Source organism: Roseofilum sp. Guam (assembly GCF_017746735.1).
In the GTDB taxonomy this organism is placed as follows: Bacteria; Cyanobacteriota; Cyanobacteriia; order Cyanobacteriales; family Desertifilaceae; genus Roseofilum; species Roseofilum reptotaenium.
In genome coordinates this window covers 1-21,395 of the sequence record NZ_JAGHZN010000059.1, presented here as the reverse complement: position 1 = coordinate 21,395, position 21,395 = coordinate 1, and the positions used below count along the sequence as shown (strand labels likewise).

The following is a 21,395-nucleotide window of genomic DNA, read 5'->3' as shown; positions in this document are numbered from 1 at the left end:
CCCGGTTTCTAACCTGGCGATCGCGATCGCTCCAGCCACGCCAAAATCCGCTTAATCAAGCGCGGATCGTCTGGCGAGAACGTTTGCAGCGAGGGATGGGGTTGCTCGGTAACCACGCAGACTTTACCCTGGAAGCGGGTAAGAGCCTCCAAGAAAGTGTCGCTGAAGCCTTGGGGGGCTGGGGGTTGGGGGTTTTCGTAGAAGATCAGAGCTAGGGGAGGGTTGCTGTTGTCGAGGAGATCTTCCCAGTAGTCTTGTAAGTCTGCCATATCTTTGGGTTTGCCGTCCTCGCTTTCGGGACAGCCTTGTTGGAGCATTTGCCGATACAGATTCTTCACCGGGTTATCGGGGTTAAATGTACTGCCATCGATAATCAGCAGTTGCCAGGGGTGGGGTTCCGGGAGAGCAGCGCGTAGGAGTTCGGGAAATTCGGCCAGGTTGACGGGAGCGGGGAGGGAGCCGTGCCAAGCTTCGTAGAAGTCAGGATAGGAGAGACTTTGGGCAATCTTCCAGAGGAGTTGGTAGCAGTGTTGAAACAGCTCAAAGTTGTTTTTGTAGGTTTCAGGATTAAGGTGACGTTGGAGAGCAGAAACAACGCTTTTTTGCTGTTCCTCAGTAGTGATTTGCTGTGAACTTAGACTATGAACTGCTTGAGTACAAATTTCTTTATCTTGGCTTTGGAATAGAATTGTAACTAAAATAGAGATAAATTTAGTCCTACTTAGGAGTAGCCAACAATCATTGGTGCGGGTACGGATACATTGAGAAAGTTTTTCTGGACAGTAGAACCCATGTGTTGTAAAGAAAAAGCTCCAGTGAAATTTCCATATCGGCATAATGTCCGATGGTTGTACAATTTCATTAGCTAAAGAACAACTTTTAAACTCACGGATACCAGCCACAGCTAGAAAATAGGCCCAATATGAATAACATCCTCGATCTACTTGCTCAAAATTCCATTCTCCACAGCCATCTTCAAAATTCACCAACTGCCCAATAAACGCCTCCTTCTTCTCCTCCGCTACATCCCCACGCCCCAACCACAATAAAATCACCTGCTTCCACTGCGGCGCAAAAATCCGATACTCCTTCCTGGCAACCGGAAAATCCTCATGGTTCTGGGGCAGAAAATAATCGCTATCCTCCACTGCTAGAGCCGCAAAATATTCCTGAAACGTCGCATGATAAAACCCGTAAACCGTCTCACTTCCCGCCTTCCCCAACCGCTTGAGCCAACCCAACCGCAACGCCAAAAAACACAAGGACGTTTCATCCCCTTCTTCCCCCAAATACTCCTCAATCAACGATTGAGAAAACAGAAACCGCCCTTGGGGTAAATTAAGCGCCGCCTTTGCCAACTCTCCCAACTCTAGATGCAGGCGCTGTTTCAACTCAGTAATATTCGTTTGACACTGAGTTGCGTGCCCTTGCAACACCTTTAAATTCTGATTCCACCGATACACCGCCTTCAGATACTTCTCATACAAACCCGCCTGCGTCTGGGGCAGTTTTTTATCCTGTTTCCAAGTGTGACAAAGCAACATCAACCGCAACGGATTCCGCACCAAGTCGCGTAACTTCTCTCGCCCCGGTTCATGCAGCGCGTCAATCAAAGAATCCGCTAAGTTAGATGCAGCCATTATCACCTTCTCCTGATAAAAAACCTTGCCCTCTCCCTATATCCCTCTCCCACGGGAGAGGGACTTCAACCCCCTTCTCCTGTGGGAGAAGGGGGCAGGGGGATCAGGGCAACCACGCCCCGGTAATGGACGATCTTCTCGCGTTTCTCTTTGCCATACCATAGGATCGAGATGCTCTAATCTGGATTCATTAGCTAAATTTTCCAACACTTCAGCCATTCTTTGACCTTGTGTTTTAGACTCCCCTTTAGGATCGATATCCAACGGTTCATGCTTATTCATCGTCTACACACTCCGTTCGCCAAAATTCTGCTTTGTCCTATCCTATTAATCCTCAAACCAATTTTCGACAGTTATCCCTTGAAAATTAGCAAAATCTCTCACATTACGAGTCACCAAAACCAAACTGTTTACCGCCGCAATACTGGCAATTTGCCCATCTATAAAACTCGGTGTTTTCCCTAGTTGGGACAACCGCACTCTTTCCTCTGCGTGCCACCGAGCTGCCCGCAAATCATAATCAAAAATCGGCAAAGTCAAAACAGAATCTTGGAGATATTGCCATAAAGAATCCCGCCTTCTGGATTTAAGTAATTTCCAGCAACCATACAGCAGTTCAGAAACGACAACACTACTTACGCCAACCTGAAAACGATACTGATTCATTCGCCTCAAAACATTTGGATTGGGATTGGGGCGGCTGGGTTCAGAGAGAATATTGGTATCGAGTAAAAATCTAACCATTAAAGCTCTACTTCCCGTCCTGGAGTGCGATCGCGTAAATCAGCAAAATCTTCATCTGTAAAAACCAGTTCCTCTTCTTCTATTGCTTGTCTAAAACGCAATACTCCATTCCAGAAAGTGTCACCCGCTTGGGTTAGCTCTCTCTCTTCTAAACGCTTTTGTAGAACAGAGAATAAAGAAACTTGCTCTTCCTGGGATAACTCATCCAAGCCCTGAATCATTTCCTGTAATGTCATCATTTTACCTCCAGCGCATGGCCATAATTATACCTTAACTGCTCTCTCCCACTCGGAGAGGGACTTTAACCCCCTTCTCCTGTGGGAGAAGGGGGTAGGGGGATGAGGGCAACCTCTATTGTGCAAAAAAACGGCGAATAAACGACTCCACTTGCTCCTCCTCAAAGGGTAAATTCCGAAACACATCAAACCCGTTCAACGCATCCCGGTTCGCATCCCAGACATTCACCCGACAGGTTATGAGTATCCGGGTTTGCGCTGTTGCCCACCATCCCTTGACCAAATCTTGACGATCGCGTGTAATGTGGGCAGTCATTTCATCTAACCCATCCAATAATAACCAGACTCGCCCTTGATTAAACTGCTCTTGAAAGTTATCCTTAAGCGCCGGTTTTCCCGTGGCATCGTTTAACCAATCATCCAGATATTGCCCCAGACTGCGCCCCTGTAGCGTCCGCAACGATACCCAAATGGGCAAACCGAGATTATTGTCCAAAATCCACCGGGAAATCGCTTGTAACCGCGTCGTTTTACCCGAACCGGGTTCGCCAATAATCGCCAAACGCTTACCCTTACTCTGGGGACTCTTTCCCTGTTGCAGCACGTCGGTGAAAAACCGATCTTCAGAAATGGGGGTAATCGTTTCTTGTTTACTGTCATTGCGACTCTCTTCTTCAGTGTCGCCAGGGATAGGGACTCTCTCTGGTTTCCGCCGTTCCACCAATCCCAAGGGGACATAGACATCCAGCCGATTTAACTCTACCCCATCCTCGCGGGTAAACAGGTTAGAGGTGAGGGCTTGCTCTTCTGCTAACCTCAATTTGGCTACGGTTGCCCACTCTTCCTCGTTCAGTTCTGGATGTTGCGGGTCAAGACGCGCTAGAATGGGAGCCTTGATTAAATCATGAATTGCTTTGAGAATCTGGTCTTGCTCGATCTGAAGCTGATTCAGAGACTGTTGAACAAAGACACGAAACACCTTGTCATTATCCTTAAAACGCTGAACAAAGTTATCCCGAATCAGGGGTAACCATTGGTTCTGAACTGCCTCCTCATAACGCTCAGGCGCACCTTCTAAAAATTCCGGTAAATATCGCTTTTGAAAGGCCTGAATTGCTGGATTTCCCTGTAATTTTTGTCCATTCAACAAGGCGCGAACGTCATCGTAATTACTGGGATAAGGAGACGTTTCGTCTGTTTCTCCTTGCTCCTGATCCACCGTTTTATCAACGTTATCAAGGGCTTTGTCAAGTTCCTCAACTTTCGCCTTTAGCCAGTCTAAGTCATAAGCTGCTTGATTACTGGGGTTTCCCCGATAGTAAGTGGCTGGATCTTCCAAGGATTTCTGACATTGAACCGCTAACTGTTTCAGAGCCAAAAAGAACGATCGCCGTAGTTCTTTTTCTACATCATGATTGAGGGGAATTTGGCGCTGTTGCAATCGTTCAAGCTGCTCATCTAAGCCAGGAGCCAATATCTTCGCATCGGCACGTCCGGTAACAAAATTAATTAAAACCGGCAATAAAACACCAGATAACGGATCGATCATGGCAAAGCCACACCCTAGCCTTGAAGAGAATTATGCTTAACGATGAGTATAACGTCCGTCATTTAATCTGGGAATGTTTCGGCGATCGCTGCTGTAGTGGATTGTTTCAGCTAATTTGATGCATGAGATTTCGTTCGTAGTGAGGGTTAAAACCCTCTCCGGCTAGGCTTTTAAGCACTCTTCGTGCTTACACCAAACAAAGCCCTATTTTAGGTGAAACAGTCCACTACAGATAGAGTTAATGCGTAAGTCCTGTTAAATAAAGATAGGGAAATAGGGTGCTATGATTGAACGCAAGTCCAAACTTTAGATCTGGAAGTTAGACATTCGAGATTATGATTAACTTTTTTCTCACTTGGGCTTTAGCGGCGATCGCCCTGGCGATAACTGCCTATATTGTCCCCGGTTTGGCGATCGCCAGTTGGCAAGCAGCGGCTGTTGGGGCGATCGTTATGGGGTTGGTTAATGCTATTGTTAAGCCCATTTTGACGATTTTGACGTTGCCGTTAACTATTCTCAGTTTAGGCTTGTTCTTACTGGTGGTTAACGCCATTTCCCTTTCGTTAGTCGGCTATTTTACCCCTGGATTTACGGTAGCCGGTTTTTGGCCAGCCGTGTTTGGGTCAATTGTATTATCTTTGGTTTCCTGGTTAATCGATCAGTTTACGGGAAAGGAAGCCAATAACGATTAAGTTGAAGTTGAGTTTATAGTTTGTCCTCTCCCTGCTACTGCCATGGAGAGATTTTTCTTGATCAAGCTCGGCTCTACTCTTTAAATTATCCCTCTTCTGTCATGCTTCGAGTTCAATTAATAGGAAATCTACCCATTATCCGGCCAGATAAAATAATTCACAGTGGTGGATAATTCTGGCAATATTTTGTTGTGCAAAATGTGGGTTAAGAAATACGGTTGAGGCGGTTGCGTAGGGAAAGGCGGAAGATCGATCGCATACAGAAGAAGCTAAACAAGCCCGATCCACAGAGTAGGGCGATCGCCCATCCAGAAAATTGTCCCACAAACAGAATCGTGCTGGAAATCAAGGTAAACCCAGCGCCACACAGATAGAGTACACTTTGCACTCCTAAGCTCAAAGACTCTAAAAGGCGATCGCTCTCTTTCGCTTTAACGGAAAACGCTAAGTCTCCCGTATCCATCCGTTTCCCTAACTGTTCCAAGAAGCGATCGGTAACCGTTGGTTTTTGAAAAGGGGACTGCACCCATAACTTCACCTGGCGCAGGGTTTCCCCAACTAAATATCCAGTTCCTTTCCCTGCGGTTACTTCGCGAACAAAGGGTTGAGAAGAGGACGCAAAATTATATTCGGGGTCTAAAATACGAGCAATGCCATCTAACGTCGTTAAAGCCTTTAACACAAACGTCATTTCTGCGGGTAAGCGAAACGGTTGCTCTTCAAACATGGCATAGAGTTCATCTTTAATTAAGGTAAACTCGCGAAAATTCACGGGTCGTTCCGTAAACCGATCCAACAAAAATGTAATCAAGCGGCGCACAGGGGTCATATCTGTCATCGGTTCAATTAACCCCATCTTGATCAATGTCTCGACGACTTCATCGGTATCCTTGCGTAAGACCGCAAAAAAATTGCGGATCATCTGGTCTTTGGCTAAAGATTTAATTTCCCCCATCATGCCAAAATCATAGAAAATCAGTTCTCCTTTAGAGGTAACAGCTAAATTACCAGGATGGGGGTCAGCTTGGAAAAAACCATCTAAGAGCAGTTGCTTGAGATAGCAACAAATGCCCACTTGGTTGATTTTCTGAGGGTCTAAACCGCAGGCGATCAGGGCTTCTCTGTTATCCACTTTAATGCCCGGTAAATACTCGATGGTTAAGACCTTGTTCGTGGTATAGCGCCAATAAATTTTGGGAACCAGAATTTCCGGATGGTTGGCAAAATTGTTCCGAAAGCGGTCTGCATTTAAGGCTTCTTGTTTATAGTCAATTTCTTGATAAAGAATGCGGAAAAATTCACCATAGATGGTTCGTAGTTCATATTTGCGAGTCCAAGCGAAGAGGAATTCAGTGACTTGGATGCCTCGGTAGATGGCTTTAGCATCCACATCAAATAAGGCTCTTAAGCCAGGACGCTGAACTTTAATCACGACTTCTTCTTGGGTATGGAGGGTGGCGCGATGAACTTGCCCTAAACTAGCAGCAGCAAGGGGTAGGGGGTCAAAGTTGCGGAAGATTGCTCCTACGGATGCGCCTAGTTCTAGTTCGATAATGGCGATCGCTGTTTCCACGTCAAAGGCTGGAACTTGATCTTGCAGTTGTTCCAAGGCTTCCACATATTCGACGGGTAACAAATCTGCCCTAGTCGAGAGAGATTGACCAATTTTAATAAACGTCGGCCCTAGTTTGAGTAGGGTTTGCACTAAACCCCTCGCCCGTTGGCGTTTGAGAGCGGAAGAAGCTCCCCCACGCCAACGATCCCAGAGTAACAGAGCAATGAAGCGAATCGCCGCCATAAACACTTGAATTTGGCGGATGATGGGAGAATAGGTGAGTTTTTGCCAGCGCCGCGATCGAGGTTGACTAATTTTGAGCATTCTGGGAATTACCCGTTACGTTCCTTAAATTCTGACTTGTTAGCTACTCTAACCTATTCCCTATTCCCTATTTCCTCGTGGGAAGCGCTATCACTCTGGGGGAGGAGAAGGGTAAAACAGGTTTCCCAAGCCGATCCAGAGTCCAGAGGCTCACTGCTGACGGTAAGGGTTCCTCCTAATTGTTCCACCAAAGCCTTCACGAGGGCTAGACCTAAACCCGTTCCGGCGATCGCCCGATCTGTAACTCCGGTTCCGCGACGGAATTTGTGGAAAATCTCCGCTAATTCAGTGTTCTGAATCCCCATACCTTGATTGGTGATCGCCACAGCTACCCCATCTCTCCCGTCTGCGCGATCGGGTTGTACAGAGATCTTAACCTGACTTTGGACATCGGAGAATTTGCCCGCATTAGCAAGCAACTCTGCTAGAATGCGCTTGAGGCTATCTGGCTCTGTCTCTAGATTGGTCGATTCTGGAGCGATTTCTAGGTTGAGTTTCAACTGCTTATGACTCCATCGAGTTTCAAATCCTGCGGTTGTCATCTCCATGAAATCTTGCACATCAACAGTTTGACCCTCCATGTCAATCGTCTGCTCTTCCAATTCTTGCAACGTTAATAAGTCATTGATCAGATGAATTTCCTGTTGGCATTGGCTCTCCAAAATCTCCAGATATTTTTGTTGGCGATCGGGTGAAATTTCGGGTTGACGTAACATCCGGATTGCCAAGCTCATACTGGTTAAAGGAGTCCGCAATTCATGGCTAATGGTACTTAAGAATTCATCTTTTAGTTCATTCAGATGGCGAAGTTCTTCGACCTGGCGGCGAGTTTGTTCATAGAGTTTTGCCTGCACCTTGAGGCTTAATTCGAGTTGGGCGGTGCGCTCTGCTACTAAAACTTGAAATTGACGTAGGGTTTGAGGATTAGAGGCAACAGAACACCCCTTCTCTAGTGATACCCTCTCCAAATTTACGCTCTCATTTTCCATCTTATGATTCCATTCTGGAGAGACCATATCACTGTAACCTAGTTTATAATTGGCTAAGTCAACGGGAAGGGTACAAGTTGAATCCGTAGTATTGCTAGTTTTCAAAGCCTTCCGTTCCATTAGTCCTGTACCCCCAGATTAGTGAATCGTTCAGTTAAAAAAGGAAGAAATGGTTAGCTTCCATTCAAGTAGAGACTCCAATAGTGGACATGAAACGGTTAAAACTCGCTCCAATCTTTGAATCCATTTGCTTGGATTTCTTCTGGAGAAAGCTTAACTCCAGGTTACAATAATCTTCTACCGCAAGAAATCCGAGAATTCCGCAAACTTTCTCAAAATCGTAAGCGATTGATTAGAAATCGTACTCACATTTAGTTTTCTTAAGAAGTGAACCTAGTCTAGGCCATGACCAGCGTACAAGACTCCCTGCCCTCTCGAAACACTGCACCCGAGATCCGTTCGGTGACCTCTTCAACTCAAATAATTGGAACGGTCAAAGGCCCAGGTGAAACGGGGAATCAATATGTGTTCATTACGACGAATAATCGTCAAGTGAAAATTGGAGAATTTGTTTATTATTCGTTAATTTCAGGAGATGAGAATCAAAAAATTCTGGGCAAAATCTCGAATATAAGTCTTATCGATCACTTTCCAGATCGCATATTTGCTGACCCAGAAACCAGCCCAGAGGCGATCGCAGCCTTAGTCGGATTTACGGACAAAAACCCCGAACTCTACGAGGTGACTGTAGACGTAATTGGATATTTTCACCGAAGTTTAGGCTTTCTGAATCCTCGCCAGTCTCCCGATCCAGGAGCAAAGGTAATGTTAGCGAGCGATCGCTTCTTGCAGTCCATCATTAACCGCAAACAGCAAGGAGAAATGGGGAGCGCCCACATGGGATCGATTCTCCTGCGTCCTGGAGGGAATGTGCCTGTCGTTTTAGATGTCAAAGAATTGGTCAGTACCCACTTAGCCATTCTTGCGGGCACGGGTTCCGGAAAATCCTATACGGCTGGGGTACTAATTGAAGAATTTCTCGCCCCCCACAACCGCGCCCCTGTCTTAATTTTCGACCCCCACGGAGAGTATGGAACCTTAGCCGACTTACAAGGACATTCCGCCTTTCGCGGCGCAGATGGCTATAGTCCCCAGGTGAAAATTCTGCTGCCAGAAGACGTGCATATCCGCCTGTCATCCTTGGACTACTACGATATTTTGATGCTGTTGCCGACGATGAGCGATCGCCAACAGTCCATCCTCAGCAAAGCCTTCAATATCCTCAAAAGACACAAAAACGCTGAATATCGCTGGGATGTACAAGATCTCATTGCTGCCGTTTTTGAAGCCGATCGCCAAACCGACGATGAAGGCAACGAAAAAGTCGGAACTTCAGCACCTGCACTCGAATGGAAACTCGAACGCTTAGAGCGATCGCCCCATTTCCACGCCTACAAACACCTCACCCCCCAAAACCTGTTTGAACCGGGTCAAGTCACCGTTCTGCAAATGAACGAAATCCCCCAAGAAGAACAACAAGTCATCTGTGCCGCTCTTCTACGCCAAAGCTATCAAGCGCGGATGAACACCCAAAAACAAAACCTCCTCCCCGACGATGACAACTATCTTCCCTTCCCCGTCTTCATTCTCCTCGAAGAAGCTCATCGCTTCGCCCCTGCTCACGAACCCTCACGCTGTAAAGCCATGCTGCGAACCATCCTCAGCGAAGGGCGTAAATTTGGCCTAGGGGTAGGACTGATTACCCAACGCCCCGGTAAACTGGACTCCGACGTACTCTCGCAATGCATGAGCCAATTTCTACTCCGCATTATCAACCCTGTAGACCAAGACAGCCTCAAACATGGGGTAGAAGCAGCCGGACGAGACCTGCTTAACGAACTTCCTGCCCTCACCAAAGGTCAAGCTATTATCGCTGGAGCTTGTGTGAATACTCCCGTCCTCTGTCGTATTCGCCAACGGCTTACCCGTCATGGAGGTGAGACTCTCAACGCACCTCAAGAGTGGCAAAATTACTTTCAAAAAGACCAGCAACAACAACGACAAGCCAGCGTTGCCCCTCCAGCCAAAAGAGAAGCGCCCCAAGTGTTTAATGGACGAAGTATCGATTAAGGTTTGGCGATCGTTTTCTGTCACTTTCCAGGTTCAATTATAAATGTCTTCTCGCGGTATACCCATGTCTACCAAATCTTGAGCCGGATTAAGTTCAGTGAGGTTTTTATGAATCAAAATTTTACCCTTCTTAATATCAATATGCATAATATCGTCTTTGGCCTATTCACTTAGAATATTTTCTATTGATAGAGTGCCTTAAACTCCAATCTAACTCCTAACCAACTGATTCACTGCTATAATTACCAGCACGAAGTGTAAGAGTGTTTTCCATGTCAATACAAGGTCTTTTCCCAATTATATTGCTTGTCGCTACATTTTTGTGTTCTCTGGTCGCTGGATTTCTAGTCGCTTTTGCAATAGTTGTTATGCCAGGCATAAAACAATTAAACGACCGGGAATTTATTCGAGCGTTTCAGGTTATTGATGGCATTATCCAGAATAATCAGCCGATTTTTGTCTTTCTTTGGCTCGGTTCGATTGTCTTTTTAGTAGCTTCGAGTCTTCTGAGTCTTGGAGAATTGGATGGAGTTGACGAAGGGCTGATCATTCTCGCTTTGCTGACTTATCTTTTGGGGGTCCAGTTACCGACTTTTACGATTAACATCCCCTTAAATAAACAACTCCAAGCTTTGAATGTTGATCAGATGGATGAAGCGATGTACAAGTCTGCGCGTCTAGATTTTGAACCTCGTTGGAATCAGTGGAACTTAACCCGGACACCTTTAGCTTGTTTGGTATCTGCTTTGTTAATCCTTGTACTTTTCAGACTTTGAAGTGACATGAATAAAGCTATAATTTTTACAGTTATAGCAGTGAATGAGTTGGTTAGGACAGCTAGATTATGGTATCTTAATTCTCGGAGGGTAACAGAAGAGGGATATTGATTCATACCATTTCTCCATGATGTTGCGTTTAATGAATACTCTCAGACAATTGCCTCAATAGACATCATTAGTTGCAAACTTAAAGAGAAATGGTATCAGCGATCGCCGATAGCACCCACTTCCTGCGCTCCAAAAATCGCCTCTGGATGGCAGTAATGCTTAAACTCTAGGAAATTCTCAAACGGATCGGCCAAGAAAAACGTAAAATGCTCCGTTAATTGGCCTGGAAACCGTTGTTTCGGTTGTTGAAAAAAGCGTAAATTCCGATCCAGCGATCGCTCTAAAAGCCGATCCCAATCCGACTTTTGAGCAAATACTAAGCCAAAATGACGAGGATAAATACCCGTTTGTGGGGTTAATGGCTCATCGGTGACATGGGCAACTAACTGATGGCCATACAAGTTTAGAATAAGAGCATGGCGCGATTCTCGACCCATTTGGCAGCCCAAACCCTCCACATAAAAGGCTTTGGTTTCTTCCAGATTTTGTACGGGAAACGCCAGATGAAATAACACGCTGTCCATAACCGAAACTTCTATCCTCAATGACTGATTTAACGATCTTCACTAATCCCTGGATGGTTGCCGTCATTCTAAATACGGTCTTATTAACCATTGTGGCATTCGCGCCGAAAAAATTGTTAACCCTTGCGGGAGTCATTCATGCTTGGGTTTTGGGAGTCCTCGTCTGGGGAACCTTGGGAGGACCGGGTTATGCAGTCGTTGGCTTTTATTTCTTAGTCGGATCGGGAGTAACTCGGATCGGTTTAGCCGAAAAAGAGGCTCAAGGAATCGCCGAAAAACGCTCTGGTGCAAGGGGGCCGGAAAATGTCTGGGGGTCTGCTTTGGTAGGGGCCGTTTGTGCTTTAGGTGTCCTACTTATTCAGTACCAAGGGGGGCCAGATGAGCTAATTCCATGGTTGGGTTTAGCCTATGTAGCCAGTTTTAGTACCAAATTATCGGATACTTGCGCTTCCGAGGTTGGCAAAGCTTATGGAAAACGGACATTTCTAATTACTACATTGCAACCGGTAGCGCGGGGAACAGAAGGAGCAGTCAGTTTGGAGGGAACCTTAGCTGGGATGGTGGGGGCGATCGCTCTTGCCCTGGTCGGTTGGCTCGTAGGTCTGATGAGCCTCTTGGGTGTCCTCTATTGCCTGGTGGCGGCATTTTTAGCCACAAATGTCGAAAGTGTCATCGGAGCCACCTTACAGGAGAAAATAAGCTGGCTCACGAATGAATGGGTTAATATTATTAACATCACCTTGGGGGCAATCTTCGCCATTCTGTTAGGATTAAGCGTCCAAGCAATTAACAATTAATAATTATTCGGTAAACCCTTATTTTTGAGAATCAAACAGTCGATTATCAAACTTACCCAAGGAGATAAAACGATGACAGCATTAGTTTTAAATACCTCAGAAACCATTCCCATTAGCCACGAACAATTCTATCAACTTTGTGCTGCCAACCGTGACTTGCGACTAGAACGAACCGCAAAAGGAGACTTAATCATTATGCCACCTACTGGAGGGGGAACTGGAAAACGGAACTCAGAGATTAACCTAGATTTGGGTTTATGGAATCGACAAGCTCAATTAGGAATTGTCTTTGATTCTTCCACTTGCTTTCAACTGCCTAATGGTGGAGATCGCTCCCCGGATGCAGCTTGGATACCCTTAGAAAAATGGGAAGTGCTGACTCCCGAACAGCAAGAGAAATTCCCGCCCATCTGTCCTGATTTTGTCATCGAACTGCGATCGCCTAGCGATTCCCTCAAACGTCTTCAAGATAAAATGCAGGAATATATGGATAATGGCACTCAGTTAGGCTGGCTCATTAACCCCCAAAACCGCCAAGTAGAAATTTATCGTCAGGGACAAGACAAACAAACTGTAGACCATCCTCCCACCTTGTCCGGAGAAAATGTTTTACCCGGATTTGTTTTAAATCTTCACTTGATTTGGTAAAGCAATTATCTCCCTATCCCCCTATCTCCCCATCTCCCTATCCCTCCACCTTGCCGCCGGTAGAGCAGAGAACTGAGGGTGCGGTGGCGGCGAATTATGTTAATATTGTTAAGAAATCTATAGTTAACCGCATTTAGGTATATATGTCTCTTCCCATTCGCAATGTTGCCATCATTGCCCACGTCGATCATGGCAAAACAACTCTTGTGGATGCTCTGCTCAAACAATCGGGTATTTTTCGCGAAGGGGAAGAAATCCCCGATTGTGTCATGGATTCTAATACCCTGGAACGGGAGCGGGGGATTACAATTCTCTCTAAAAATACTGCTGTTCATTATAAAGATACGTTAATTAATATCGTTGATACCCCAGGCCACGCAGATTTCGGGGGCGAAGTCGAGCGGGTGTTGGGAATGGTTGATGGCTGTATCCTGATTGTGGATGCCAATGAAGGGCCGATGCCTCAAACCCGCTTTGTGCTGAAAAAAGCCCTAGAAAAGGGCCTGCGTCCAATTGTGGTAGTGAATAAAATAGACCGCCCGCAAGCCGATCCCCATGGGGCGGTTGATAAAGTCTTAGATTTATTTCTAGAATTGGGTGCAGATGACGATCAATGTGAATTTCCTTACTTGTTTGCTTCGGGAATTCAAGGGTATGCCAAGGAAGATCTAGAGACCGAAAGTCAGGACATGAAGCCCCTGTTTGAGTCTATTTTGCATCATGTTCCTCCTCCGGTAGGAGATCCGGAGAAACCGCTACAATTGCAAGTTACGACCCTAGACTATTCTGAATATTTAGGTCGGATCGTGATTGGTAGAATTCACAACGGAACGATTAAATCCAATCAACAAGCGGCTTTAGTCAAAGATGATGGCCAAATCGTTAAATCAAAAATCTCAAAGCTGATGGGATTTGAGGGTTTAACCCGTGTGGATATGGAAGAAGCTTCAGCCGGATATATTGTGGCTGTGGCTGGGTTTAGCGATGCCAACATTGGGGAAACGATTACTTGTCCCAATGAACCCCAAGCCCTACCTTTGATTAAGGTGGATGAGCCAACGTTGCAGATGACGTTCTCGGTGAATGATTCGCCGTTTGCGGGACAAGAAGGAAAATTTGTAACTTCTCGTCAATTGCGCGATCGCCTCTTCCGGGAACTGGAAACCAATGTGGCTCTGCGGATCAATGAAACCAATTCCCCAGAATCCTTCCTCGTCTCTGGACGCGGTGAACTGCATCTGGGTATTCTCATTGAAACTATGCGTCGCGAAGGCTACGAGTTCCAAGTCTCCCAACCGCAAGTGATTTATCGCGAAGTCAACGGCCAACCCTGCGAACCTTACGAATGTCTGGTTTTGGACGTTCCTGAAGACTCTGTAGGTGGATGTATAGAACGCCTCGGCCAACGTCGTGGCGAAATGCAAGATATGCAAATGGGAGGCAACGGACGCGCTCAACTGGAATTTGTGATTCCTGCACGGGGTTTAATTGGGTTCCGAGGTGAATTTATGCGCCTCACCCGTGGTGAAGGGATTATGAATCATAGCTTTTTTGAGTATCGCACCCTAGGGGGAGAAGTGGAAACCCGTCGCAATGGGGTTTTAGTAGCCTTTGAAGAAGGAACAGCCACGTTTTATGCCCTCAAAAATGCGGAAGACCGGGGCTTATTTTTCATTACTCCCGGAACTAAGGTGTATAAAGGCATGATTGTGGGCGAACATAATCGTCCCCAAGATTTGGACTTAAATGTTTGTAAGACTAAACAGCTTACTAACATGCGCTCTTCGACTGGGGATGAACTAGTACAATTGCAAGCTCCGGTGCAAATGAGTTTGGAGCGTGCTCTGGAATATATCGGTTCAAATGAATTGGTGGAAGTGACTCCAGAATCTGTGCGCTTGCGGAAAGTGAGCAAGAAACTGGCGAAACGTTAACTTGTAGAGATTGTAGGGGCAAAAAATTTTTCGCCCCTACAGATGCTCCCTTCGACTCCGCTCAGGGAGCGCCCCTCTCTCATCGTGTCTCCCTATTCCCCATTCCCTAGCACGTAGTGCTATAGCTCTAAGGCCATTTGGTACAATTTGCGTTTGGGAAGATTGGTTAATTGGGCTAAGTGGCGACTGGCTTGCGATCGCGACCATCCTTGCTCTAATAAGTCCACTAATTCGGCTTTGAGTGCGGCTTCGGATAACGCTACATTCTCCATATCTGCGCCAGCGACAACCAGGGTAAACTCTCCTTTGGGCTGATGTTCTTGATAATATTGGATGGCTTCATTTAAGCTTCCGCGCCAAAACTGTTCATAGAGTTTGGTCAATTCGCGAGCAATAGTAATTTTTCGCTCGTCTCCACAAGTTGCACTTAAATCTTGCAGGGTTGCTTGCAAGCGGTGCGGCGCTTCATAAAGAATCACGGTGCGAGTTTCCGTTTTGAGCATTTCTAAACGCTGGTGACGGGATTTCCCTTTGGGAGGTAAAAAGCCTTCAAAACAAAAGCGATCGCTCCCTAACCCCGAAGCAGATAGAGCAGTTAACGCTGCATTTGCCCCTGGAATGGGAACCACATCGAATCCAGCCTTTAATGTAGCTTGAACTAACTCATATCCCGGATCGGAAATGCCGGGAATACCCGCATCACTAACTAAGGCGATCTCCTTTCCCTGTTGCATCAGTGTTAATAGTTCTGGGATACGCTGCTGTTGATTATGTTCGTGACAGCTAATTTGCCGGGTTTCGATTTGGAAATGTTGGAGTAATTTACCCGTATGGCGAGTATCTTCAGCGGCGATCGCCTCTACAGACTGCAAAACCTTCACCGCGCGAAACGTCATATCCTCTAAATTACCAATGGGCGTTCCTACTATATATAATCTCATTTGTGTCATAGGGAATAGGCAATCTCCGCGTCTGGAGCGTCTGGGTGTTCCCCATTCCCCCATCCCCCTTAAGATTGATTTAATCCATGCTCGATCGCAAACCGAACTAGCTCAGTGCGGCTATTCGTGCCCGTTTTTACAAATAAACGGCTCACATACTTCTCCACATTTCGCACACTGGTTTCTAACCGGCGAGCAATTTCCTTATTCATCAAGCCTTCCGTCACTAAATTTAAAACACTTTGTTCTCTAGGCGTAAAATCAATTTGAATCGGGCTGGTTTGAGTCGATACCGTATTCCCTTGTTGCAGGATACCTTGAATTTGATTCAGTTGTTGTTTAATATCATCTAATTCGGTTGAACTACTCGCTGCTGCACGGCGTTCGATCAGATTTTTAACGATCGCTTCTAATTCTTCTGGATCAAACGGTTTAGGAAGATAAGCATCACATCCGGCTTGATAGCCTTGGATGCGATCGGAAGTCATCCCTTTAGCCGTTAAAAAGACCACAGGCATAGACTTAAATCGGTCATCTTCCCGCAATTGTTGCAGGAACTGATAGCCATCCACTTGCGGCATCATGATATCAGAAATCACCAAATCGGGCACAATTTGCTGGACTTTTTCCCAACCTTCAATGGCATTATTCGCCACTTCCACAGTAAACCCTGAATCTTCGAGATAAGCTTGTACCGCCTCCCGCAGTCCCGGTTCATCATCTACTAATAAGAGTTTTGCTGACATTGGCTTTTAATACAAGATCAATCCTATTTCTAGTGTAGCAAATTTTAGGAAATGGTTAAAAACTCTAGTAACGCTTGTGTCGTTTCTTCGGGGGCTTCTTCTGGCAGAAAGTGACCGCAGGGTAAAGAAAATCCTTGAACATTCACCGCCCGTTCTCGCCAGGTTGCCAGCACATCATAGCACCGTTCCATCACTCCCAATTGTCCCCAAAGGATCAGTAAGGGGCACTGTATCCGTGTATCTAAGTCTGCTCGATCGTGTTCCAAATCAATGGAAGCGGCTGCACGATAATCTTCACAAGTACTATGAATCACATCTTTGTTGCTAAAACAACGGATATATTCGGCGATCGCCTCCTGAGAAAATCCCTCAAAGCGGTGACTCCATTGCCGTAACTTGCACGTTAAATAAAACGCTGGATCAGACCCAATTAACTTTTCCGGAATTCCTGCGGGTTCAATCAGAAAAAACCAATGGGAATAAGCCGTGGCCAAGGTTTGATTAATCGTCTCAAAAATTGTTTTGGTGGGCACAATATCGAGTAAAGCCGCTTTTTGCACCCTTTCCGGATAATCCAAGAGTAAACGATGTAAAACCCTCGCTCCTCGATCGTGCCCTACCGCTAAAAACTGCCTAAATCCCAGTTGTTCCATCACTTCAACCTGGTCTTGGGCCATCGCTCGTTTAGAATAAGGAGAATGGCGATCGTCTGTTCTTGGATGACCACTATCTCCATACCCTCGTAAATCAGGACAAATAACCGTAAAATATTGGGCTAACTTTGGGGCAATTTCATGCCACATGACATAGGTTTGGGGATAACCATGCAACAGAAGTAAAGGGGGGCCTTGCCCCCCGATTACCAAATTGATATTAACCTCATCGGTGGTGATTTTATGGGGAGTAAAGTGTTCAAACATCAGATTTAGACAACTAATTCGCTACTCACAAACAACCTTGCTCTAGTAGGTAACACTTCAAAATTTAGGCTACTCTGGCTCACCTGACAAGCGTAAACTGTTAAAATTAGGGGCAAATTCATATAGCGCTTCGCCCTCTAGCAGTAGCTTATATTGCTTAGGATCTAAGGCTTAAAGCTGTACTCCATAAAAGAGAGAAACGCAATATTACCTAATTCCCCCATTACTCGCGCACAGTCTCATAACCTATGGTCAATTCCTCTCCTTTCTCCAAGCAACGTCGTCCCTTTGTGGGTCAAGGGGTCTCCTTTCCGTTACAGGTGACTCGTCAAGGTAGTTTAGCTTTAAGTGCAGAAGATCTCAATATTCGCCAGTCGATGGTTATTATTCTGATGACTGACTTGGGTGAACGGGTGTATCGACCCAATTTTGGCTGTCGGTTATCTGAATTAGCTTTTGCCCCCATGAATCAAGATACGTTAAGCCTGATGCGAATTTGGGTGCAAGAAGCACTGGAACAGTGGGAACCCCGAATTACGGTGATTAAAGTGCTAACGATTCCCCGTCAAGAAGAAGGTCGAGTTGACCTGATGATTCAATATGAAATTCGAGCTAATTACACTCAGCAGAGTATGGTGTTTCCGTTTTATTTGAAATCTGAAGAAGGTCAATAGCCAAGGGAGAATAGGTCATGCAAGAACATCGGATTTTACCCTGGGATATCAGGTTGGGGGACGATGATATATCCAGAACTGAGGTCTCCCAGTACCCAGTTTTTTTCGGTTCCCCAATACCACCAATGAGCGCCGATATAGGCACAGATGAGACTATCGAGTTGATCTTCAACTGTTTTAAGGGTTTTTCCTGTGTCTGGGATATCGGGTAAATCAAGAACAGCCAGGGGGGGTTGGCCCTGGGGAAGTCGATCGCCGATAAACTTTCGCAGTTTAGATAATTCTAACCGGCGATCGCCCACCTTACCTTTTTTGTACTTCAAAATCCGCTCTAGTCCAAATAAATTCACGATCGCTGGATGAGGATAGACTTCTATTTGATAGCGTCCGGGTTTTTGAGGCATGATGTCCGGAGCATGGCTAAACCCTCGTGTGGCTAAAGATTCACCAAATCCGGTGGTACGCTCGGCAAATGGACGCTGTTGATTGGCAGGATAACATCCCGCATCGTACTTGCCGAAATAGCGATGGGTGAGGCGATCGCACAGACGCATTCCGGTTAAATTAGGAATTAGAGTTGGCGCATCTACGGCAATTAATCCAGGAGTTTCGGGGGGAACCTGGCGATCGATCCAAGCCAGAATCCGATCCAGGTCGATCTCTGTTGTTAAGTCTACCAGATGTAATTGTCCAGCGCTCCACTCTAAGCAACACAAACCGGTCGCTCCAGAGCGCCACCCTAAATCAATTCCCAGAAATTTCATACGTCAGGCAAGAGCAAAGTATCGTAGTGGACTATTTCATCTCAAACTAGATATTAGGTGGGACTTGTTGTAGCGCTAAAGCGCTACAACGAAGGAAAAGGTATAGGTAATTTCCTCCTCCTCTTTCCCCTCTTTTTTGAATGCACTGTTTACCCTATTTTTTAACCAAAGTACTGTTCAATAAAGTTAGTGTACACATTTCCTTCTAAGAACGCTGAAGTTTCCAGAATTTTCTGGTGAAATCCAATCGTGGTTGGTACACCCGTAATTGCACATTCTTGTAAGGCTCGTCTCATGCGACGGATCGCACTATCTCGGTCTGCACCCCAAACAATTAATTTACCAATAAGAGAATCATAATAGGGGGGAATTTCGTAATCGGTATAGACATGGGAATCAAACCGCACACCGGGGCCTCCAGGAACGAGATAGCCACTGATGCGGCCGGGGTTAGGACGAAAATTATGATCGGGATCTTCAGCATTCACCCGACATTCGATCGCATGACCTCTGAATTGAACTTGTTTTTGGCTTAAGGAGAGTTTTTCTCCTTGGGCAATGCGGATTTGTTCGGCAATTAAATCCAGTCCGGTCACCATTTCCGTAACTGGATGTTCGACTTGAATCCGGGTGTTCATTTCCATGAAGTAGAAATTGCCAGATTTATCGAGTAGAAACTCAATAGTTCCGGCTCCCGTGTAGTTAATCGAACGCGCTGCTTTAATGGCAGCTTCTCCCATTTTTTGTCGTAACTTCGGTGTTAGAGCGGGGCTGGGAGATTCTTCTAACAGTTTTTGATGTCGTCTTTGAATCGAGCATTCCCGCTCCCCTAGGTGAATGACATTACCGTAGGAGTCAGCTAAAATCTGAAATTCAATATGGCGGGGATTTTCAATAAATTTTTCTAGATAAACCCCAGCATTACCAAAGGCGGCTTCGGCTTCTCCTTGAGCGGCTCGGAACAGCTTAACCAGTTGGCTCTCATCCCGAACCAGGCGCATTCCCCGCCCGCCTCCCCCAGCGGTGGCTTTGAGCATGACTGGATAGCCAATATCACGAGCGACACAGATGGCTTCATGTTCATTGCTCAAGAGTCCATCACTACCGGGTACAGTGGGGACTTTAGCCTTTTGCATGGTGGCTTTAGCAGTGGATTTATCCCCCATGGCTCGCATGGCTTCTGGGGTGGGGCCGATAAAGGTAATTTGGTGATCGGCGCAAATTTCGGCAAATTTGGCATTTTCCGCGAGGAAACCATAACCTGGATGAATGGCGGTGGCGTTGCGAGTGAGGGCAGCAGCGATAATGTTGGGAATGTTGAGATAGCTTTTGTTGCTATTAGCCTCTCCAATACAGACAGCTTCATCCGCTAACTGTACATGGAGAGCCTGATGGTCTATGGTGGAGTGAACAGCAACGGTGGCAATGCCCAGTTCTTCACAGGTGCGGAGGATGCGAAGGGCAATCTCTCCTCGGTTGGCAATCAGGATTTTTGAAAAAGTCATCTTCCAGTTTTTGAGCATGATATATTCCGTTAGAATAGGAGGTTTAGGGGCCTTTCTGGAAGATCTTTTTTTCTAATGGGTGCGATCGCCGTTGACTTATGCTATTATAAGAATCTGTGAGCGATGCTCACCAATTGCAAGCGGATGTGGCGGAATTGGTATACGCGCACGTTTGAGGGGCGTGTGGCTTTGCCTTGCGAGTTCGAGTCTCGCCATCCGCATGAAATAAAGATGTTTGGGAGGCTGGCTATCTCTTGCTCGCAAGGCAAAGCCACACGCCCCTCAAACTCTTGTAAGGGAAAATCTACCTAAAATCTACCTAAAACCACTTTAACACCCCAAAAATGAGTATGAGGTAAATAGGTCATAAAAATAGAGAAAACTTATTCATGGAAGCATTGCCATAGACTTTCACTAATAACCCAATCACATGACCATCACATAAGCATTATTTATAGATAGGTAGAGAACTATAAGATCTGGCGGGAAAAGTGTGCCCTTAGTTCAGTTGGTAGAACGCAGGTCTCCAAAACCTGATGCCGGGGGTTCAAGTCCTCCAGGGTGCGTTAAATAGGTCATAGGAATCAAATCATTCAGGGGAATTCCCGTAACAGAATTAGTTGATGCTAGCTAGATAAGGGGGCGATCGGGTTCACGTCTATTCATGCCTACTCCCCCTTATCAAAATTTACTGTAAAATTAAAGGTAAATATCAACAGGAGAGACAATAAGAGAAAGGATGATTATTTCTTGCAGTTCTTGTTACGTTGTGCAAGAAAGATGAATCAGCGGAAGTCTTACAGGGCATGGGTTTCGCTGGAAAAAGTCAAAAAGATGCAGCCCAGTTAAGCAGTTCGCTGAATATATCGCTACCATCGTTATTTACAGTAAAATTTACTGTAAATTCTTCACGGCACACCTATTTAGATAGGTAGTATACACAGGACTTACATCAGGTAATAGTGGCATATGTCAGTCGCTTATTTTCTACGTTAAAAGTTGAAATAAGCAAGTTAAATCCAAGGGTAATCTCTATCGCCTTTTCAATCTAATAAAGCTCCCATCTCTCACCATTCTAAAGTATCGGTTAATCCCGTTATCTTTTATCAGGAACCAAGGGATTATTAGCTTAGTAGGTAGGCGAACAAGAAGGGCAATTCCTAAGATGGTGATGTCTCGCAATCTTTCTGAATCGA

20 protein-coding genes and 2 tRNA genes are annotated in these 21,395 nt (G+C 45.8%); 9 read left to right on the top strand and 13 right to left on the bottom strand.

Annotation, left to right across the window (positions count from 1 at the left end):
* Positions 1-8: 8 nt before the first annotated feature.
* The 4 genes from J7529_RS20300 to J7529_RS20285 all read right to left on the bottom strand — a co-directional run bounded on the left by J7529_RS20300 (position 9) and on the right by J7529_RS20285 (position 4,169).
* Positions 9-1,640, bottom strand: coding sequence for a hypothetical protein (locus tag J7529_RS20300; protein ID WP_318730470.1), 1,632 nt, complete (start codon positions 1,638-1,640; stop codon positions 9-11).
* A gap of 327 nt (positions 1,641-1,967) precedes the next feature.
* Positions 1,968-2,384 (bottom strand): type II toxin-antitoxin system VapC family toxin, encoded by a 417-nt coding sequence (locus J7529_RS20295; RefSeq protein ID WP_318730469.1) that lies wholly within the window; start codon positions 2,382-2,384, stop codon positions 1,968-1,970.
* Complete coding sequence (locus J7529_RS20290) at positions 2,384-2,623, bottom strand: hypothetical protein (protein WP_318730468.1); 240 nt, start codon at positions 2,621-2,623, stop codon at positions 2,384-2,386. Before J7529_RS20290 ends, J7529_RS20295 begins: the two co-directional genes overlap by 1 nt.
* Before the next feature lie 112 nt (positions 2,624-2,735).
* Positions 2,736-4,169, bottom strand: coding sequence for an NACHT domain-containing protein (locus J7529_RS20285; RefSeq protein ID WP_318730467.1), 1,434 nt, complete (start codon positions 4,167-4,169; stop codon positions 2,736-2,738).
* Between the two features lie 335 nt (positions 4,170-4,504).
* On the opposite strand from J7529_RS20285, the gene J7529_RS20280 reads away from it, so the two are divergent.
* On the top strand, positions 4,505-4,861 hold the full coding sequence (locus J7529_RS20280) for a phage holin family protein (RefSeq protein ID WP_318730466.1): 357 nt from the start codon (positions 4,505-4,507) through the stop codon (positions 4,859-4,861).
* Between the two features lie 205 nt (positions 4,862-5,066).
* On the opposite strand, the gene J7529_RS20275 is transcribed toward J7529_RS20280, so the two are convergent.
* Both J7529_RS20275 and J7529_RS20270 read right to left on the bottom strand, forming a co-directional pair.
* Positions 5,067-6,740 (bottom strand): AarF/ABC1/UbiB kinase family protein, encoded by a 1,674-nt coding sequence (locus J7529_RS20275; protein ID WP_318730465.1) that lies wholly within the window; start codon positions 6,738-6,740, stop codon positions 5,067-5,069.
* 53 nt (positions 6,741-6,793) lie between these two features.
* On the bottom strand, positions 6,794-7,849 hold the full coding sequence (locus J7529_RS20270; protein ID WP_318730464.1) for a HAMP domain-containing sensor histidine kinase: 1,056 nt from the start codon (positions 7,847-7,849) through the stop codon (positions 6,794-6,796).
* A 285-nt stretch (positions 7,850-8,134) separates the two neighbouring features.
* Between J7529_RS20270 and J7529_RS20265 the strand changes: the two genes are divergently transcribed.
* On the top strand, positions 8,135-9,859 hold the full coding sequence (locus J7529_RS20265) for an ATP-binding protein (RefSeq protein WP_271944391.1): 1,725 nt from the start codon (positions 8,135-8,137) through the stop codon (positions 9,857-9,859).
* Positions 9,860-9,892: 33 nt separating this feature from the next.
* Here the strand turns inward: J7529_RS20265 and J7529_RS20260 are convergent, their stop codons facing one another.
* Entirely contained in the window at positions 9,893-10,006 is a 114-nt protein-coding gene (locus J7529_RS20260) for an element excision factor XisI family protein (protein WP_271944393.1), read from the bottom strand.
* Between the two features lie 125 nt (positions 10,007-10,131).
* Between J7529_RS20260 and J7529_RS20255 the strand changes: the two genes are divergently transcribed.
* Positions 10,132-10,635, top strand: coding sequence for a DUF1772 domain-containing protein (locus J7529_RS20255; RefSeq protein WP_318730463.1), 504 nt, complete (start codon positions 10,132-10,134; stop codon positions 10,633-10,635).
* Between the two features lie 206 nt (positions 10,636-10,841).
* On the opposite strand, the gene J7529_RS20250 is transcribed toward J7529_RS20255, so the two are convergent.
* The gene (locus J7529_RS20250; RefSeq protein ID WP_318730462.1) at positions 10,842-11,270 is read right to left on the bottom strand and encodes a VOC family protein; all 429 of its coding nucleotides are present in this window, start codon (positions 11,268-11,270) and stop codon (positions 10,842-10,844) included.
* Between the two features lie 20 nt (positions 11,271-11,290).
* Between J7529_RS20250 and J7529_RS20245 the strand changes: the two genes are divergently transcribed.
* The 3 genes from J7529_RS20245 (at position 11,291) to typA (ending at position 14,649) form a co-directional block, all read left to right on the top strand.
* Positions 11,291-12,067 carry a TIGR00297 family protein gene (locus J7529_RS20245; RefSeq protein WP_318730461.1) on the top strand — a complete coding sequence of 259 codons (777 nt, stop codon included), beginning with the start codon at positions 11,291-11,293 and terminating at the stop codon, positions 12,065-12,067.
* Between the two features lie 72 nt (positions 12,068-12,139).
* Positions 12,140-12,715 (top strand): Uma2 family endonuclease, encoded by a 576-nt coding sequence (locus J7529_RS20240; protein ID WP_271939225.1) that lies wholly within the window; start codon positions 12,140-12,142, stop codon positions 12,713-12,715.
* A gap of 143 nt (positions 12,716-12,858) precedes the next feature.
* Positions 12,859-14,649 carry a translational GTPase TypA gene (gene typA / locus J7529_RS20235; RefSeq protein ID WP_318730460.1) on the top strand — a complete coding sequence of 597 codons (1,791 nt, stop codon included), beginning with the start codon at positions 12,859-12,861 and terminating at the stop codon, positions 14,647-14,649.
* Between the two features lie 119 nt (positions 14,650-14,768).
* On the opposite strand, the gene rsmI is transcribed toward typA, so the two are convergent.
* From rsmI to J7529_RS20220, 3 genes are all read right to left on the bottom strand, one after another.
* On the bottom strand, positions 14,769-15,590 hold the full coding sequence (rsmI, locus tag J7529_RS20230; RefSeq protein ID WP_318730459.1) for a 16S rRNA (cytidine(1402)-2'-O)-methyltransferase: 822 nt from the start codon (positions 15,588-15,590) through the stop codon (positions 14,769-14,771).
* A 68-nt stretch (positions 15,591-15,658) separates the two neighbouring features.
* Complete coding sequence (locus J7529_RS20225; RefSeq protein WP_271939216.1) at positions 15,659-16,336, bottom strand: response regulator transcription factor; 678 nt, start codon at positions 16,334-16,336, stop codon at positions 15,659-15,661.
* Between the two features lie 44 nt (positions 16,337-16,380).
* Positions 16,381-17,256, bottom strand: a complete 876-nt coding sequence (locus J7529_RS20220; RefSeq protein WP_318730458.1) for an alpha/beta hydrolase — start codon at positions 17,254-17,256, stop codon at positions 16,381-16,383.
* 248 nt (positions 17,257-17,504) lie between these two features.
* On the opposite strand from J7529_RS20220, the gene J7529_RS20215 reads away from it, so the two are divergent.
* Complete coding sequence (locus tag J7529_RS20215) at positions 17,505-17,930, top strand: GPW/gp25 family protein (protein WP_271939208.1); 426 nt, start codon at positions 17,505-17,507, stop codon at positions 17,928-17,930.
* A gap of 35 nt (positions 17,931-17,965) precedes the next feature.
* On the opposite strand, the gene J7529_RS20210 is transcribed toward J7529_RS20215, so the two are convergent.
* Together J7529_RS20210 and accC are read right to left on the bottom strand one after the other, a co-directional pair.
* Entirely contained in the window at positions 17,966-18,694 is a 729-nt protein-coding gene (locus tag J7529_RS20210) for a DUF429 domain-containing protein (protein ID WP_318730457.1), read from the bottom strand.
* A 161-nt stretch (positions 18,695-18,855) separates the two neighbouring features.
* Positions 18,856-20,199, bottom strand: coding sequence for an acetyl-CoA carboxylase biotin carboxylase subunit (gene accC / locus J7529_RS20205; protein WP_318730456.1), 1,344 nt, complete (start codon positions 20,197-20,199; stop codon positions 18,856-18,858).
* A gap of 140 nt (positions 20,200-20,339) precedes the next feature.
* Between accC and J7529_RS20200 the strand changes: the two genes are divergently transcribed.
* Positions 20,340-20,420: transfer RNA gene (locus J7529_RS20200), tRNA-Leu, on the top strand.
* A gap of 272 nt (positions 20,421-20,692) precedes the next feature.
* Positions 20,693-20,765: transfer RNA gene (locus J7529_RS20195), tRNA-Trp, on the top strand.
* Positions 20,766-21,395 lie beyond the last annotated feature (630 nt).

Excerpts from the sequence above, each read along its gene's own strand:
- J7529_RS20270 (WP_318730464.1), bottom strand. The coding sequence starts at position 7,849 with ATGGAACGGAAGGCTTTGAAAACTAGCAATACTACGGATTCAACTTGT.
- J7529_RS20290 (WP_318730468.1), bottom strand. The coding sequence starts at position 2,623 with ATGATGACATTACAGGAAATGATTCAGGGCTTGGATGAGTTATCCCAG.
- accC (WP_318730456.1), bottom strand. The coding sequence starts at position 20,199 with ATGACTTTTTCAAAAATCCTGATTGCCAACCGAGGAGAGATTGCCCTT.
- J7529_RS20265 (WP_271944391.1), top strand. The coding sequence starts at position 8,135 with ATGACCAGCGTACAAGACTCCCTGCCCTCTCGAAACACTGCACCCGAG.
- J7529_RS20300 (WP_318730470.1), bottom strand. The coding sequence starts at position 1,640 with ATGGCTGCATCTAACTTAGCGGATTCTTTGATTGACGCGCTGCATGAA.
- J7529_RS20250 (WP_318730462.1), bottom strand. The coding sequence starts at position 11,270 with ATGGACAGCGTGTTATTTCATCTGGCGTTTCCCGTACAAAATCTGGAA.
- J7529_RS20295 (WP_318730469.1), bottom strand. The coding sequence starts at position 2,384 with ATGGTTAGATTTTTACTCGATACCAATATTCTCTCTGAACCCAGCCGC.
- J7529_RS20240 (WP_271939225.1), top strand. The coding sequence starts at position 12,140 with ATGACAGCATTAGTTTTAAATACCTCAGAAACCATTCCCATTAGCCAC.
- J7529_RS20215 (WP_271939208.1), top strand. The coding sequence starts at position 17,505 with ATGGTCAATTCCTCTCCTTTCTCCAAGCAACGTCGTCCCTTTGTGGGT.
- J7529_RS20245 (WP_318730461.1), top strand. The coding sequence starts at position 11,291 with ATGACTGATTTAACGATCTTCACTAATCCCTGGATGGTTGCCGTCATT.
- J7529_RS20225 (WP_271939216.1), bottom strand. The coding sequence starts at position 16,336 with ATGTCAGCAAAACTCTTATTAGTAGATGATGAACCGGGACTGCGGGAG.
- typA (WP_318730460.1), top strand. The coding sequence starts at position 12,859 with ATGTCTCTTCCCATTCGCAATGTTGCCATCATTGCCCACGTCGATCAT.
- J7529_RS20285 (WP_318730467.1), bottom strand. The coding sequence starts at position 4,169 with ATGATCGATCCGTTATCTGGTGTTTTATTGCCGGTTTTAATTAATTTT.
- J7529_RS20210 (WP_318730457.1), bottom strand. The coding sequence starts at position 18,694 with ATGAAATTTCTGGGAATTGATTTAGGGTGGCGCTCTGGAGCGACCGGT.
- J7529_RS20220 (WP_318730458.1), bottom strand. The coding sequence starts at position 17,256 with ATGTTTGAACACTTTACTCCCCATAAAATCACCACCGATGAGGTTAAT.
- J7529_RS20280 (WP_318730466.1), top strand. The coding sequence starts at position 4,505 with ATGATTAACTTTTTTCTCACTTGGGCTTTAGCGGCGATCGCCCTGGCG.
- J7529_RS20275 (WP_318730465.1), bottom strand. The coding sequence starts at position 6,740 with ATGCTCAAAATTAGTCAACCTCGATCGCGGCGCTGGCAAAAACTCACC.
- rsmI (WP_318730459.1), bottom strand. The coding sequence starts at position 15,590 with ATGAGATTATATATAGTAGGAACGCCCATTGGTAATTTAGAGGATATG.
- J7529_RS20255 (WP_318730463.1), top strand. The coding sequence starts at position 10,132 with ATGTCAATACAAGGTCTTTTCCCAATTATATTGCTTGTCGCTACATTT.
- J7529_RS20260 (WP_271944393.1), bottom strand. The coding sequence starts at position 10,006 with ATGCATATTGATATTAAGAAGGGTAAAATTTTGATTCATAAAAACCTC.